The organism is Undibacterium sp. Xuan67W, from assembly GCF_049340165.1.
Lineage (GTDB): Bacteria > Pseudomonadota > Gammaproteobacteria > Burkholderiales > Burkholderiaceae_D > Undibacterium.
Genome location: NZ_JBMPPN010000002.1, coordinates 300,305 through 317,407, shown reverse-complemented (window position 1 = coordinate 317,407; position 17,103 = coordinate 300,305). Strand labels below are relative to the sequence as shown.

At 50.1% G+C, this 17,103-nt stretch carries 5 protein-coding genes; all 5 read right to left on the bottom strand.

From position 1 onward, the window contains the following. Nucleotides 1–176: 176 nt before the first annotated feature. Nucleotides 177–3,095 (bottom strand): TonB-dependent receptor, encoded by a 2,919-nt coding sequence (locus ACO0LE_RS03120; RefSeq protein WP_422958946.1) that lies wholly within the window; start codon nucleotides 3,093–3,095, stop codon nucleotides 177–179. A gap of 383 nt (nucleotides 3,096–3,478) precedes the next feature. Beyond that, on the bottom strand, nucleotides 3,479–4,573 hold the full coding sequence (locus ACO0LE_RS03115) for a LacI family DNA-binding transcriptional regulator (RefSeq protein WP_422958945.1): 1,095 nt from the start codon (nucleotides 4,571–4,573) through the stop codon (nucleotides 3,479–3,481). A gap of 303 nt (nucleotides 4,574–4,876) precedes the next feature. Next, nucleotides 4,877–5,938 carry an OmpA family protein gene (locus ACO0LE_RS03110; RefSeq protein ID WP_422958944.1) on the bottom strand — a complete coding sequence of 354 codons (1,062 nt, stop codon included), beginning with the start codon at nucleotides 5,936–5,938 and terminating at the stop codon, nucleotides 4,877–4,879. 25 nt (nucleotides 5,939–5,963) lie between these two features. Then, nucleotides 5,964–9,410: a hypothetical protein gene (locus ACO0LE_RS03105; protein WP_422958943.1), complete on the bottom strand. Its 3,447-nt coding sequence runs from the start codon at nucleotides 9,408–9,410 to the stop codon at nucleotides 5,964–5,966. Beyond that, nucleotides 9,400–17,022 carry a hypothetical protein gene (locus ACO0LE_RS03100; protein ID WP_422958942.1) on the bottom strand — a complete coding sequence of 2,541 codons (7,623 nt, stop codon included), beginning with the start codon at nucleotides 17,020–17,022 and terminating at the stop codon, nucleotides 9,400–9,402. Before ACO0LE_RS03100 ends, ACO0LE_RS03105 begins: the two co-directional genes overlap by 11 nt. Nucleotides 17,023–17,103 lie beyond the last annotated feature (81 nt).

Genomic DNA, 17,103 nt, shown 5'->3' with positions numbered 1-17,103 from the left:
GAAACTGCTCTCGGCTGGCACTCATGGCAGAGTGAAGCAGTCTGTCATAGTGTGACAGACTGCTTCAATTTTACCGCTGTTTTTTAGCTGTTTGTTTCAGCCAATTTATGCCACTAAAACGGCGCTAAGGCAGCACTAAGGTCGTACCGAAACTGGACGAACACTACCCGTATCGCTTAGAACTTATAGTTCAGGCCGACCAGAGTCTGTCTGCCGAAATAGTAGGTATAGTTCGGCAACAGCATTGACTTGTCCGGTGCATTTTCACCCGCCGACACAGTATTCTGGGTTGGTTTATCCATGACATTATTTACCTGGAATAAGATCGATAATCCTTTGTACGGACCATTCTCGAATTCATATCCAAACTGCAAATCAACCACTGCATCTGCCTTCTGTGTACGGGTCGTTGAGTTCAAGAAAATATCGCGGGTCGTCGCCGTAAATGCCGAGCGATAACGCTCACTGATACGCGCTGAGAAGCCTTGTTTCTCATAGTAGACCGTCATGCTGCCGGAGGTGCCGGACAGACCATTGAGCTTAACTTCCTGGCCTTGTTTGTCAAAAATAGAACTGCTCAGATAAGAACCGCTGGCGACGACACCAAAACCGTCCAGCCAAGAATGTATCAAGCCACCTTCCAGAGCACCCGATAATTCAAAACCACGCACAGTACCGCCTTGTCCGTTGGTTGGACGCATGACCGGACCGAATTGTTGAATGATGACATTCGCAGGCACATCTGGCGGTCTTGGCAAAGCGGAGTTATCACGTGCCGTCAATTCGTTGTACACATAGTTCAGCAGATTCTTGCGGAAAGCGGCAACCGAGATATAGCTTCGCTTGGCAAAATATTTTTCCAACGAAAGATCAATCGAATTGGCGCGCCACGGTTCGAGCTCAGGATTGCCGGAGTAAGCCGTTGTCCATTTACCCTGATCAGGTCCTGGCTCCTTAATGACAGTCGGTGTGCTGGTGCCAGCGCGCATATCAACGATATTAGGACGAGCCAGTGTTTTTGCTAGACCAAAACGGGCGATCCAGTTATTACGTAGATCAGCGACCAGATTCAGGCTAGGCAGATAATCGGTGTAACTGGCACTACCGGAGCGGGCAAATAATTGCGTAATATCTGGTGTCGCATTATTACCGCGATATTCCCAGCCGGTCGAATTTTGCTTGGTGTCGATAATTTGCAAACCAAGGTTGCCGCGTAGTGGAACTGTCGCGAGTTCGGTATCGATATCGAGCTTGCCAAATAGCGTGGTGATTTTTTCGTGCACGCCAGAATCGTTGTCTACTTTTTGTGCGAACAAAGGTTGCAGCGCTACCGTCCCTTGGCTCACCAGAGCCGGTACATCGATGCGTATCAGGCTGGGAATGCCAGCCCATCCCATATCCATCGGCGTACCTAAAGCAGCAGCTGGAATATCGCGGATGTAATTGCCATTGCTGTCTTTTTTCATCAGAAGACGCGATTCATTTTTGCTGACTTCTTTATCACGCTGAGTATAGTTTGCACCGATGATCAGGTTACTAAAAATCCCTTCCATTGAGCGCTTGGCAGACAAGCGCAACGATCTGATCTGATCTTTAATTTGTGGATTACGTACTGCACCAGTGTAAGCATCTTGATCGCTGACAAAATCAAAACCAGCCTGGTCGCCGAGCTTAACAATCGACGGCGTAGCAAGATAGTTACTCTGTAATGGCGACCATGTCTGTGCGCCGCCATTCACTGGCACATTCCATTTGAATGCACCGTAAATCCATTTTTGCGACGCATTGTCATACGGTGCTGCATAAACTTCGCTGTAGGTTTCATCACGGACATCACGTGAATAACTAACATCGGCAACCGCGGTCCATTTGTCGTTGAGTTTAAGTTCCGTGTTCCAGCCAACCGCAGCAATAGTGTCTTTGCGCTTGGTATCAAAGTTGCCGGTAGTGACTGGCATCTGATCAACCGTCGCACTGCTGGTGAAAGTATTCTGGCCAACCTGGGTCGTGCCGATATTCGATAAATTCGGACTGACGCCACCGCCCCAGGTCGCGAACATACTCGATAAGAATTTACCGCCAACTTCATGCGTATCAAATTTTGAATAGTACAAATCGAGTGTGCTGTGCAGGTCTTTGTTCGGCTTATATTCCAGCACGGCCATCAGACCATCGCGGGTGTTTTTCTTGGAAGATGAGGTCGCGGTCCAGAACATCGGCAACATCGAATTACCAATACTGCCGCCCGCATAGGGATAGACGGACTTTGCATTGCCGTTGACAGGCAATCCATACGGCGAGAAATCACCATAGGTGACTAATTCTGTTTGCTTGACTTGCGACCCAACACTCAGCCGTGCATAACCGAGTGCGACGCCTATGGTGTTATCGGCGAACTGGTCAACATACGATAGGCTCACACGCGATCCAGTAGGACTGACGACATCGGGAACCAAAATGCCGTTAGAGTTGCGTTCGCCACGCACATTGACTGCCACTTCGCGGCCACGCGTATCAAGTGGACGACGAGCGCGCAAATCAACGGTGCCTGAGAGTCCCTGACCGATCAGAGTGCCGTCCGGCGTTTTATATACAACAGCAGAACCAATCAGCTCCGACGGGAATTGATCGTACTCGACAGTACGTGCATCATTTGAACTGACGACCTCGCGACCATTCAGCAAGGAGCCTGAAAATTCTGGCGACAACCCACGGATTGAGATCACATTAACACGGCCATCAGGGCCACGTTGTCCGACGACACCCGGCAGACGCGATAAGGCTTCGGCAATACTGACATCCGGCAATTTGCCTAACTCTTCGGCAGAGACAACCTCGACGATAGAGTCTGAATTACGCTTCGTTGATAAAGAATCTTCAATACTGCGACGTATTCCCGTCACCACGACGGTAGCAGTTTGTGTCTCCGCTGTTTGTGCAGTTTTGGCTTCAGTCGGCTTTTGTTTGTCATCCGCCGTCTGCGCTTTGGCGGCGCTGGTCGCCATCATCAACAATGCGCAAGCAGCCGCCATCGGCCGGACTAAAAATGGAGGGCGAGTGAGGCCCTGACGGTAAGGTATCTGTGACGATGTCATCGTAAGTCTCCGTTATAGGTTATCGCGTACAGCCATTTTGACTATCGCGATTTTTTTTATTACGCTTGTTATGAAAGCGATTTCATAACAAAACATGATTTCTGCATTTGTCAATTTAAGCAATAAGAAAAACTGTGCGAACGCAGCAAAAATGGTCTCTGTCATAGAGGCCAAACTTCAAACACTGCACGGGAATGTTTTTAGAACAGAGGCAGAAAAGAGACAGTCGTACAAACTGGCGTTTGCCGAGCGTATCTACTCACGGTCACAAATTGAATGCCTTGTATGAAGCAGGCGATGCGTGCTGAATAGCAGGAGAACCGCAGACGAATAATGCGTAAGAACGACAGACACCATACGGTTCAGACTGCAAACTGATTCGCCTAAGCCTCAGGCGTGGCTTGCAAAATCCGGGTAGAAGCCCGGACAATCAGGCGCGGCTCAGGCAAGCTCTCTGCCGGTGCCTGACCTGCAAGTAATTGCAATAAAGAAGAGGCCACCAGACGCCCCAGCTCGTGCGCCGCCTGATGTATCGTCGTCAGCGGCGGTAGTGAATGTGCAGCACCCGCCAGATCATCGAAGCCGACCAGCGAAATATCATCCGGCACACGCAGCCCACGCCGATGCAAGGCGAGTACAGCACCAAATGCCATCTGATCATTGGCTGCAAAAATTGCAGTGAAAGATTCGCGACTATCGATCAACTGCTCGACTGCCATCAAACCACTTTCTTCATGATATTTACCGGGCAGCACCAGGGCCTGATTAAAGCGTACACCCGCCGCTTTCAAAGCAGCCCGGTAACCACGCAAACGGTCCATCGCATCAGGATGCAAAGGATCGCCGGCAATAAAAGCAATGCGACGATGGCCGAGTGCCAGCAGATGATGGGTCGCGAGACGCGCACCTTCAAAGTTATTAAAGTCGATGGAAAAAAGATTCGGCGCCTGCAGGTTACGCCCGGTCACGACGACGGGCATCGATGCCGATAAATGATGCAAGGCATCATCACTCAGGCGACCGGACAAAATAATCATGCCATCAACCCGGCGCGAGCGCAGTATCTCGATACAACGAGCTTCTTCTGCGGCATCCCATTTTCCGCTGACAAATAAAGGACTATAACCGGCAGGCGTTAGCACCTCTTCGATACCGCGCAAGGCGACACCGTAGAACGGACTATCAATCGCCTGCGTCACAACACCGACACTCAGCGTGCGCCCACCTGCCAGGCCGCGTGCAATCGGATTTGGAATAAACCCCAGCTCCGCAATAGCACGGTCAATCGCCTCACGTTTCTCCTTACTGACAACGGCCGTGCCATTCAAAATACGTGATACGGTACTCGGCGACACGCCACTCGCTTCAGCGACCATGCCAAGGGTGACCTTTGAGCCTGTTGCAATTGCTAATGCCTTAGTTTTGCCAGCTTGTTTTGTTGCCTTCATATTTTGATCGATGTAATGACTTTGCTGCATTGTGACACAGTGAGCGAGGATTTCGCCAAACAGGAATTGCTTGTTCTTGTAAAGAAGCGCCGGAGTCGTTGCATCAAGTTATCTCAAATGCCTTGCTCTCCGCGATCAGATAAAGCTGGTACCCCCGAGATCAAGGCAGTACAGTAGAGCGCAAATGAGGGAATCCGCCACCTATCGCAACGTCACAAACGGCAATGGAGTCCGGCAAGGACTCCATTGTCTTGGATCACGGTTGCAACAAAATACTAAGGCGACATTAAACTAGTTGCATCCGTCTTGTTTTACATATCCGCTACATTGCTCTTATTTTTGAACGATGACTTCAACCCGACGATTCGGTTGCAGGCATGCACGTAAGGTTTCGCTATTTTTGATTTCACTACATGATGTAATTTGCTCTGCCATACCGTGACCTTCTACCAAAATAGGCATATTGACACCCTGTTGTTGCAAATAGGTTTTGACCGTATTCGCGCGCGCCAGGCTTAATCGTAAGTTATATGCGGCATTGCCAAGGCGATCGGTGTAACCGATTACCTTTAAGCTTGTGACACCGGTTTTTCCGGTATTAATTTTTTGCGCCAGCTCATTAAGCTCGGCTCGTCCCTTAGACAACAAATCCTTATCACTCGATTTATCAAAATAAAATAAGGCATCTGCAGAAAGAGTAATTTTTTCAGGCAAAGTCGGTACCGGCACAGTTGCTGGCGGCAAGGTCACAACGGATGGTGCTACCGGAACAGGTTGACAACTGGCAGCAGCCTGCTCTGCGGCACCAGTTAAATCTTCCGCTATCTGTACATAGGGTTTGGCATGGCGCCAGCCAGCTTCGCGGATTTCATTACCAGCATGAACCAACTCAACTTCGGCACAGGCGGTTTGCTGTGTGGCACAACGGTAACCTGCATGCTGCTTCAGTGCATCGTAGCGCGCCCACAAATCTGGACGTAATTTTTCAGCTTGATTGACCAGAGGTGTATCTTGCCCCGGATTCTGATTCATTTCCAATGCATTCAGAATACGCTGACTCTCGCCCAGGGCAGCTGGTGGAAAATGACCTCTGTCATTACGCGTATATTCATGAAAAGAGACATCTAGCCAGCATTGTGCTTTAGATAGCTGATAATCGGCAACGCGCAATCCGCCGTCATTGAGCTTCTTGATTCTTTGCTGCGTCTCACGATAGACGCCGTTATCGCGATAAATAGCGCCGTCGCTGATACGCTCTTGCTGCGCTAAGAGCGCCGTACTTTCCGCTGAAAGCGCGACTGGCAAAAACATACTATTAATCAGTACCAGGAATGGAATGGTGAGCAGCAGACCTTTGCCCGAGGAGTGTGCTGTCTTGTTATAAGAATGAGTCATGATGTACTTTCTAGTATGCTTGAGATTAACGTGCCAGCGATGGATTGCGCTTGGTATCGCGCCCTCCAAACAGGTCTTCATCAAATTTAAAACGAATGCGGAAATACACGCCACGATTGGTATAGTCGTTCCCGGTCAGATCGCGGTCACTATAACCACGCCAGTTATAGCCAGCTGATAACCATAAATTATTCTGGAGCTGATAACCGACTTCCGCACCCAGTGCTTTTTGTGACGCATGTCCTTGCGGGCTATACGTTACAGATGCAAGGCCGCTGACATCCCAACGTTTGGCAATATCGTAAGTAACTCGCCCGCTGACCAGATAGGCGCTGTAAAACGCATTGCCGCCATCAAAGTAATCGCGCTGCCACTTGGCCGCAGTGCGCGCACCCAGCCACCATGGGCGTGACGGATGATATTCTCCTTGCAGCGACAGGACATGCTTGTCAAAGCCCTGACTAGCGGTTGGGTCACCCGGATAATTTCCCCCCATACCGTCGCTACCGTAAGGCGGCAGATAAGTATTGGTGCCGCTTTTATCTCTCTGTACCCAATATTCATACCGTGCCAGTGCGTTGAAGCGATTGGTATCGGTGTCACGGTAAGCCAGGCCCAGCTGTACTTTATCTTCCCAACGGTTGCCGGTGTGGCCACGATTATCGGTGTACAGCAGATAATTTCGACCTAAGAAAGTCCAGTCACGATTGATTTTTCGCGCTACCGTCATCGTATTGAGCCAACTATCGTTTCCTGCCATTAGCGAAGTAACGGTGCTAGCCGGAGAAGATGCCAGATTAGTCTGAGTGATCTCGCGATCTTTCAATCGTCGCCACTCCAGACGCGCACCAAGCATCCACAACTCATCAGGACGCCACTCAATGCCACCCGTAAGCGCATAAGCATCCTGTGCTTGTCCACGATAAATACGCAATGATTCTGCCGAACTTGATAACTTGACTGTTTCACTCACGTTCCAGGCATTACGTACGCCGTTCGCCCATTGCAACTGATCACCGCTGAACGAATCGCGCATGCGATATTCAGAAAATACTTTTTGGTTCGGTAAATATTCGGTGTCCATACCGAATACAAAGGCATTGCTATCGTAAATCCCGTTACTGGCTTGGGGTGATGACAGGCCTGTGGTCCATTCATACTTGCCATACAAACGACCCGTTTCGCTGAAGCGATAGGCAGTACCCAGAGCGGCTCGGTGATACTGATCTGCCGCTACGCCATGTTCATATTCGCCGAATACATCAAGCTTCTCCGTCAGGCGATATGTTGAACGCAAGCGAATGCCTGTACTGCGATAACTGACACCGGCCAAACCATAATTACCGCCATCAAGGCCGTAACCAGTCTGGGGATTAATCAAACTGGAACCATACCCAAAACCGATTTTCGATTGCGGATCGGCGAGCAAACCCGAACCAAGACCAAGTAAAGCTCCGGCATAGTTACCTGCTTCTTCTTTCGTATGCGTGACAGCCAAATCGATGTCTAAGCTTGGCGTAACCGCATAACTTGCGCCGATAGCGAATGCGTCGCGGGAAGCATCGGCAACGCGTTGCTTGCTATGAGTACCCTCAACATAAGCTGTCCATTGATCATCAAGCTTGTCGGTAATTTTTAATGCCGCTTCTTCCCGCCCTTGTGTGAGCGATGCTGCGGCATTATTAAAATACGGATCGCTTTTACCGACATACAGACGTGCTTGCAAGGTCTCGCTTTGACGCAACGCCTCGATACGCCAGGCATTACCCTCTACTTCTTGCAAACTACCCACAGCAGGCGCGGGCTGACCGTAAGCGGGTTGCAGGCCATAGGCACTACCACTGACTGATGCACCAAAACCGCTGCCAAGTACACTCCTGGTTTTCGCATACTCAGTCACGATACTGGTGTACTGGTCCGGCTTGTAACTCGCATTGGCACTCATAAGTGTGTATGACGCGTAAGGATTTTTATCCTTGACGTAGTTACCTCCAACCTCTGTGCGATCACCAATTTTGATTTGTCCGTCAATACCATAGACCCAAAAAGTTTCGCCGCCCGAATCAACTTCATAAGTGACTCGTAAGGATTTTGGATTGCCGTTCAAGTCAACTGAAGGCAAAGACTGATTCAGTAAAATACGTCCAGAAAAAGGTTCGAAACTATAGTCGGCATAACGCTGTAATGCCGTAGCCGATAAAATTACAGCAGGCTGATAGCGATCACGGGTAATAATTTCGACTTTTTCAGAACCGGATACTGCATCATGTTTGGATACAGCAAACGGCCCGGAGATACCTTGTGCCGGAAATTCCTCCACCAGTTGCACCAGATTATCTTTGGTAACAAAACCATTGAGTAAAATCCCGTCTTGATCGTAATGAGTACGCATACCGTTCATGCTGCGACTGTAATTACCCAGATCGCGCTGACGCAGACTGGCGACTTTACCGCCACCAGCTAACTGACTAAATCCATCGGCGGTAGTAAAGTCGCCCCAAAGCAGATACGATTTTTCTTTATCGACCCTTACATATAATTTAGAGCTCGACTGGGCATCGAATCCACGTACCGATGAATCGCCATATACCGCGTAATAGTCATCGGGACGGATAGAGCGAAACAGTTTGGAGTAAGTATCCTTGTCAGAGTCATAGGCCATCGTCAGCAATGCGTCGCCCTTGATTTTTCCTTTCAGAAAAAAGGCAGCGCGTAATGCGCTCAGGCGTTTACCGTCACTGCTGCTATGCGCAAAACTGCGAATCTCCTGTTCAAATCCGTCGTCACGTCGTGCCCCGGTCAATTGCAACGGTGAGCGGGCGTCAAAGCGAATAATCCCCTCTACCAATCCGACCGCCAGCATCTCACGCAGCTCTGGCAAGAAGCTGATCACACCCTCAGCACGGACCCGTCCCGCTGTAATACGTACAGTCACATCCTGCGGCTGCGAAGGCGCGATCAATAACAAATCCGCTTTGCCATCAATGACTTTCATCTGCGTACCACGGGTAATTTTGTCCTGATCCAAACTCCCGGAACCGAATTCATCTGTGCTGGCGTCAGGTAGCTGAATGCGTCCGCCGGTACTTTCTATGGTGATATAGGTCAGTCCTTGAATCAGCTCACCTTGCTGATCACGTAGGCTGATCGCTAAGCGTACTGGTGTTTGCCCGTCGGCCGGTAAACTATTCTCTGCAACTACAACACGGATCTGTCCCACCTTGCTATTGGCGGCATAATCGACGCTGTCAATGCGCGCTGCCAGAATGCGCGGAGCGTTTGATGGCAGATTGCTGTTACTGTTATTAAGCGCCACCGCATTACCGGAAGACTGATCAAAATTACTTTGCGCTCTGGCTGGCAAGGCACTTGCGACTGCCAGCGCCAGAACGGTAAAACGCAAGACCTCAGGTGAGGTAATCAACATGGAATGCATGGCAAAGTTGGTAGTAAAATTAGGCTTAGTTCGCACGACGTGCTCCCTGATTGATATCCAATTGCGGAACAGGTGTGTCACGTTCGCTCTCTGTGTCTTGTGATACCGGCTTGTCAGCTTTGTCAGCTTTCTCAGTTTTCTCACTTAAGCCGTCGTTACGAGGCTTGACAATCCGCTGCCTTGCACTGTCCGTGCCCTGCTGTGGATAATTAGCGGCCTTACCTTCAAAGATCAACGGATTGCCGCCCTTTTTTTCAACATGAGGGCCGGTAATTTCACCTTGAGTGCGGCGTGCTTTAACTTGTTCCAGCACGGTGTTAGAACACGAGCCTTCAATAAAATCTACGCGCTGCAATTCTCCGTTTTTCAGATCGAGAAACAGGCTATTAGCATCTCCCGCATTACGATTGCTACTGCTCACTAAACGACTGCCGCGTGGCAAAGTCGTCTGATCCACTTTGAGTACATGGGTTTTTGGTGACAGGCCACAATAGCTATATTTACCCTCGCTATCGCTGATCAGAAATGTTCCGTTTTCCACATATAAGCGCACTCCCGGTATGCCAAGTTCTTCCTGATCCTTGATCTGATTACCGTTACAGTCCACATAGATTGCGCCAACAATACAAGCGTCATTGGTGAATACGCCACCGGTCACTTTAACTTTGGCACGTGCTTCATTCGCACAGTTTGGATTGCTATTGAATGGACATAGCGCATTTACACGATTAACACCGTCACCCTGCATAGCGCCGACACCGAGACGGACGCGGTAAGTAATCGTGACGCTTTTACCTGCGGCAATGCTGTCGAGTGCATAAGTCAGTTGTGCACCTGGTGCGCCTTTCAGCGCCACCAATTTGGCACCTGTCACACGAGAAGAGTTATCAATCAGACGGAAACCTGCTGGCAAATTGTCGATGATGCTGGGTTGCGGCACTGACGAATTGCCAATATTGGCAACCGTCACTGTATAAGTCACCATGTCACCCAATTCTGCTTCCGTCTTATTGACAGTTTTACTGATCGCTAACAAGGCTTTGCCCGTCAATGTCGATGTGGCACTGGCACAGCGCAGGTCAGCACAATCGATTCCAGGAAGCGGAGGATTCCCATTATCGCGGTTATCGCCACCGCCACCGACTGAGGCGTAATTGATGACAATGCCAGAACTCATCGTGGCACCTACTGTGACTGGCACGATGATGCTGACACTACCGCTTGCAGCAATCAAAGGCTGTGTTGGCATGAAGTCGAAACGTACCAGCACGCCACCGGTAACCGTACCGCTGCTGACGACATGAGAAATCACGCCGTCTTTGCTACTCATCGCACCGTTTAGGCTCAGGCCAGCCGGCAATTTTTCTATCAGATGCATCACACCGTCTGTCGTACTCTCACCCTTATTTTTGATCGTCAGTACATACTCGCCATTGCCCCCCAGACTCAAGGTCGCAGGAGCAGACTTGGTCAGTGTCAATACCGGAGGTCCTTTGATTACTGCCGTATCGCTACTGCAATGATCGACATCCGTACAAGCTGGGCCCGGTGGTATCTCAATCACAGGATCGTCGCTGACGCTAGCATAATTGGTCGCGTTACCCGCTGCGACAGAACTGATATTGACGTTCACCGTTAAGGTGACAGACTGGCCAGCTTCAATCGCAACCGCTGGTGTGAAATCAAACTTTACAAGCTGACCATTGACGGTCAGGTTATCGACCATACCGGCGGCACTGACAATAGGATTCGTATTGATCAGTGTCATACCGGCTGGCAGCATGTCCCTGAGCGTGAGCAAACCAACAGCTGGTGTAGTACCGTTATTGGTAATCGTCAAGTTGTACACACCAGATTTACCGGCAACAAGTGAACCTATGTGCGTTTTTATCAGCTTCAGAACTGGCTTGTTGACGGGTGGGAACGCGGCACTAATCGTCACGGTGTCATTGCTACAATGCGTGACATCGAGACAGTTAGGTCCTGCTGGAATTTTTACAAACGGATCGCCACCACCACTGATGGCAGAGAAGTTAACGACAGTACCCGTCACAGTAGATGCGACATCGACATGAATAGAAATAGTGATCGTCTGACCGGTAGTTATCGGGTTTGATGGGGTCAGGCTAAATGTCAGCATCTGACCATTGACGACGACACCGCTGACGATTCCAGACGAAGCTACGACGGGATTCAGCTTGCTGATACTCATGCCTGCCGGCAGTAAGTCACTAATGTTCAGCACATCGGTACTGGCACTGTCACCAACATTGCTGATATTGAGTATATATGTCGCTGACTTGTCCGCAGTCACATCGCCGCTATGGCTCTTGACGATTTTAAAAGAAGGCGGAGAAAACGGTTCCGGCCCGTTGGTGACCGCAAAATTGGTCTTGCTCACTGCCGTACCAGATACCAGAGTAATGGAACTGATCGTATTGTCATTAATACGGACGCCATGTACAAGGTTTCCGGCATCCTTGCCGGGAAAGGCACCGCCGACCTCATTGATAATCGATGGAGACGGATTCGTTTTGACAACCTGGTACACGGTCCCCGGGCGCAGATTATTAAAAGCATAGCTGCCATCTGCCATTGTGGTGGTCGTCATGTTGACGGCCTGTCCAAGGTCATCGATGCCAGTCAATGTCAGACTCACTCCCGGGAAAGGCCAGTCCCCGCCCTGTGTATAGTTGGAATTTAAAGCACCCTTTTCGGTATAGACGACACCGGCAATGCTAGCGGGAAGAATTTCACCAAAATTATTATTGATCGATACCGCCGCACTATTATTAATCACGACATCGCGTAATTGACTAGCCGTGACAGTCGCATTAATTTCATTCATGACACCTGTCGTACCGCCAACACTCACACCAGATGTGTTCACAAAACCTCGACTACCACCATCATTGGCACCTGGTGGACTAGTTACCAGACCGACTGTTCCTGCTGTCGTTTTGCCGCGCAGAGTTGTGACACCAGCTACCACGGGCTGAGCCACCTGCTGAATGACGGTATAGCGACCTGGCTCGTCCAAAGCAAATTGATAAAAGCCTGCGCCGTATGTTGAGTCAGTTCCGGTAACTACTGTCTTGCTGACAGGCTTATCGTCACCGGTACAAACGACCGGACCAGCACCGATCGGACCAGCCGTGTCCAGAACGCCGTTAGCACCTGCGCCACAACCGATCAGGTTGATTGTGACGCCATTGATACCAGTTTCTGCTACATCCTTATTTCCATCATTATTTGTATCGACATAAACAAAGCCTGACAAATATGGTTTTTGGATTTCAGGAAAATCAAACTGAACACCATTGCCGCCGCTTGCCAGCACAACTCCGGCAATAACACTGCTCGTCGATGTGTTACTAGTGCTGTAACTAGCACCACTCGGTGAGACGTTCGTACTTGTTGCGTTACGGATCGCACGAGCAGTATTTCCTTGTGCTACGCCGTTACCGTAGGCAGCAGGCTGTGTCTCTGCAATCGTATAACCGGCGGCATCAGAAGGAGAGAGATTCTCAAACAAATAGTCTCCGCGCACAGAACCAGGTCCCGCAGCGGCGCTACTGGTGGTAACTACACGAGAAACTGCATTGCCGTATTTGTCCGTACCGGTCAAAGTCAGCGTGACACCGCCTATGCCCTGATCCGTGATCAGGGTCGTACCATCCTGGTCACCGTTGTTGTTCAAATCAAGAAATACACGGCCTGCAATTTTGGCATTCTGTACCTGGACCGTAGCAGTTTTTGTATTGTTATTCGGATTACCATCGACGGCGACATCATCACCGTTACTATCTTTACCCGGAAAAATGCTGGCGCTATTGGTGCGATTCGTCAGGTAAGGCGCATTCGGTGCAGAGCCGTCATACAAATCGGGGACTGCACGTGCAAATAGTTTCAGCGTAATTGTATTGGCGGCACCTGGCGGAAAATTACCACCAATATCGCAAGTGATTTTTTGTTGCTGCGCCAATGTTGTAACGGCATTGATACCGTTAGATATGAAGCAAACATTGTCCGTTCCATTGGCGGGTACAACATTACTCACGACCAGAGCACCACTTAAGGTGGCTGCACTTCCTGCAGCGACAGAGGCAACCGGTATTTGCGCCCCTGTATTGATCCACTCAAATCCAGTTGGCAGAGTGTCTACCAGGCGCATCTTTGGCGTGGTAGCTGTACCGTTATTGCGCAAAACGATGCTGTATTCAACAGGCTGTGCAATATCTACCGGCGTTGGTGTTACCGTCGTTTTACTGACAACCTCCAGATCTGCTTTAGGAAATACAACGTTATTTACTGCAGCAAGATTATTACCCGCCAATGCAGGATCGGAAGAACACTTACCTGAACTCTCATATACGTTGGTTTCGTCAGCACACACAAATACTTTGTTGCCGAACGTGACAGGGCCAGTTGCCGTCCCTGTCATATCCATTGCAATCTCAAAGTTCACTTCCTGTCCGGCATCGAGAAAACTATTCGCTACAACGGCATCCAGTTTGCAGATGACGTTGGCGTCGGCACCGGCTTGTGTACAAACGACAGCCTTGCTGGCCAGCGCATAACCAGAACTGGCCGCAGCCTGGTTCAGTTTGTCAGGCATAGCTGCCGCCATCGAGATATAGAACCCTGCAGGCACCGTCAAAATGTCGGTCATGACCACGTCTTCTGCACGGGAGGGGCCTGCATTTCTTACGCTGAAGCGATAACGTAACTGATCACCGATCAAAAACTGCGTTTGCCCGGCAGGATATACAGCAACCTTACCTTGCTGCAAATCGATGGCAGGTACTTTAATATCGAAGCTGACCGATTTGCTATTATTCGATGATGACGCTGCGTCATTACAAGCAGCGGAAAGCAATCCATTGGTTGATGTTTCTGTTTTAAACTCGCAGTAGCTCGGGTCAAGGGAGACAAAAGCAGTATTGACAACGCCTGGATACAACACGCTGTTAGCCGCACCGCCAAGCCCCGCTGGTTTTTTTATACGTGCCTGGATGCTGATAGTTTGAGTTTCATAACGATTAATCTGCGCCGTATTAGTACAACTGATTGCACCCGTCACGATGTTACTGGCAGCACAACTGATCTTTGCGGGATTAGAGGGTGTAACGCTGATCACATCATAGGCAGGCACCGCTAAATTTGGCACACCTGTGTTTAGGGTATCGGTGATCGTAAATTGTCCTGCACCGGTGATATTAGCTAAGCCCAGATTTTGTGCAGTAATTGTGAAGGTGATAATCTGCCCCACAGATGGGGTAGCTGGCGTCACCGTTTTAGTCGTTAGTGCAACGTCTACTTGTGGCACAACTTCGACAGCCGCATTATCATTCAATTGACCGCCAGCTGATGCACTCAGAATCGCATTCGGCGAGGTCAATGTGGCCGTATTTGTCAGTGTACCGCCGCTCAGCGCACGCGACACCGGTACCTCAATCACAATCGTCGTATTCGGCGGAACATTCGTAAAATTACATGTCAGGGCAGAGCTCCCCGCCGCAATATTTGGACAACTACCAAAAGTGCTCGGTGTGGTCGTCACGGTGATCGCTGGCGTCTGAAAACTCGGTGCCGGAGAACCTGTCGTCACGACATTTACTACGCCCGGGATATTGTCGGTCAAGCGCAAAGTAGGAATAGTTTCCTGTATCGCGTTATCGGCGACGCTGGGTGTTGTCACCGTCATGCGCCAGTACAAGGTTGGCGCCGCGCCGCTCAGTGTCGGAGCATTAGCAACCAGATCAAAATAATTAACGTTATCGACAGAGGACTCTTTTTTAATACTGACTTGCGCTTTACCGGAGACTACGGGAGTCGCAATCAATCCGGTTCCAGCGTCAGCACAATCATTACCAGTACGACCGCCATCGGGAGGTTGCGGGCCATTCGTGTCAGCCAAGCCCAATGCTGCTAACGCCTGCGATCCGGTGCAAGCACGGTCAGTCAATTCTATCGGTGCAGCAACCGAGGCAATGGTTGAAGTAAAACTGACCGTATCGGCAGCACCAACTGCAAGGCTGCCTGGGCCTGCCTTTTCACAAGCAATTCGAGTCGTCTTATTGACGTCACCAACGAAAGCCGGAGGTACAATGCCCGCACTGACAGCGCAGACCCATCCAGCAGTAACACCGGATATCACACCGCTATCAACCTCCTCTGGACGCGCATAATCAACAATACGCAATGGATGAGTAGCATCATAAGAAGCGGCACTCGGACTAGCGGCGTCATTCCGTACAGTCAATGTGGTAGTCACAATAGTACCTGATGGCTGTGGTCCGCCAGGCGACTTACCTTTAGACGCACGCAAGTCGGCGAAGGGGTTCACTATTTGATAAGGCAACAAAATACTGTTATTGGCAGTATTAGCATCAGCGCGACCGGGAGGCGTCAAGACAACGACCGGAAAGCTGGATGCCTCTGGTGAAGCAGGCGCCGTCAAGGGGATGCTGAAACTTTGCTGAGAGCCTACATTGAGGGCGCCAACAGTACAGCTCACCAAAGTGCCGTTATAACTTGTCCCGCCAACAGTTAATGATTGCGCCGCAGTCTGCGTACAGCCTGATGGCAAGACGCCAATCGTGAATGTTGCCGGTATGATCGTTTCTACAATCCCACCAGATGGGCTGTTCAGCGGACCATTGTTTTTATATGTCAGTGTTAATGTCTGTGCACTACCAATAATCTGGGCAGCTGAAGGAAAACTGCCGAGGGCCTGCACATCCGTCCCAGGATCAACAACATAATTGACGTTAGAGACATTGTTGGAAGGATCCGCATCAAAATAATTATTGTTACCAGAGATAACTGACGCGGTGTTTGTAAACGAGCCATTGTTGCCAGGTATTCCGGTCACAACAATGGAACTGGCATTCAACTGTGCCAAGGTAAAAGCGCCGCTATACGTGCACGTTAGTGTGCGCGTAGAGTTAGCATTCGCCGCCGTGTTACAAACAGGCGTAAGTCCGGTAAAGCTAACAGAACTCAACGCATAATCCGTTGATGTGCCCGGTAGATTATCAGTCAACACAATCGATGCGCCCGCGGGAACATCATCACCAGAAGTAATTTTTGGTGTCAGTGTAAATACAACCGCTCCACCAGTAATACCGTTACCAGCCGGGGAAGTCTTCGCTTTGCCGACCACAATATCGCCGGTACTACGGACCGTTCCAGAAAAGGTAGCTGCGGGAGGCGATGTACCCGTCGCCGTCAAATTGAAACCGCCAAGTGCCAAACCTTTGACAGAAAAACTAATCGTGCCACCATCACCAGAAATACCATCTGGGACATTGCACACCATATTGGGTGCGTTGTAGGTGCAACCGGCCGGCGGAGTAGGCGGATTGGCAGTCAACTGCGCCGGAATAGGCATCGTGATCTTGTCACCGGTGGCTGTCGTCGTACGGGACCAGTCAATGCTGACATTGACGATCTGATCGCGGCCTAAATCTGTCACCGACGTCACGGAAGTTGCCACCACCTGAGCTTGTGCGTGTCCGGCACATAACAAAACCGATACTAAAAAAATTCTCAGGTTATCGGTAGCCTTCTCTCGCCAATTGGTCGACCCGATGCAAAAGTCAACAGCGCGAATAACGTGAGAGTAAAAAACTTTAGTATTCATGGTTTCCTGTTCACGCGCGCAAAGCGGGCGCCGATAGGTTGTACAAAGCAGGTGGTGGAAGTCTTCGAGTCGAATCCCTGA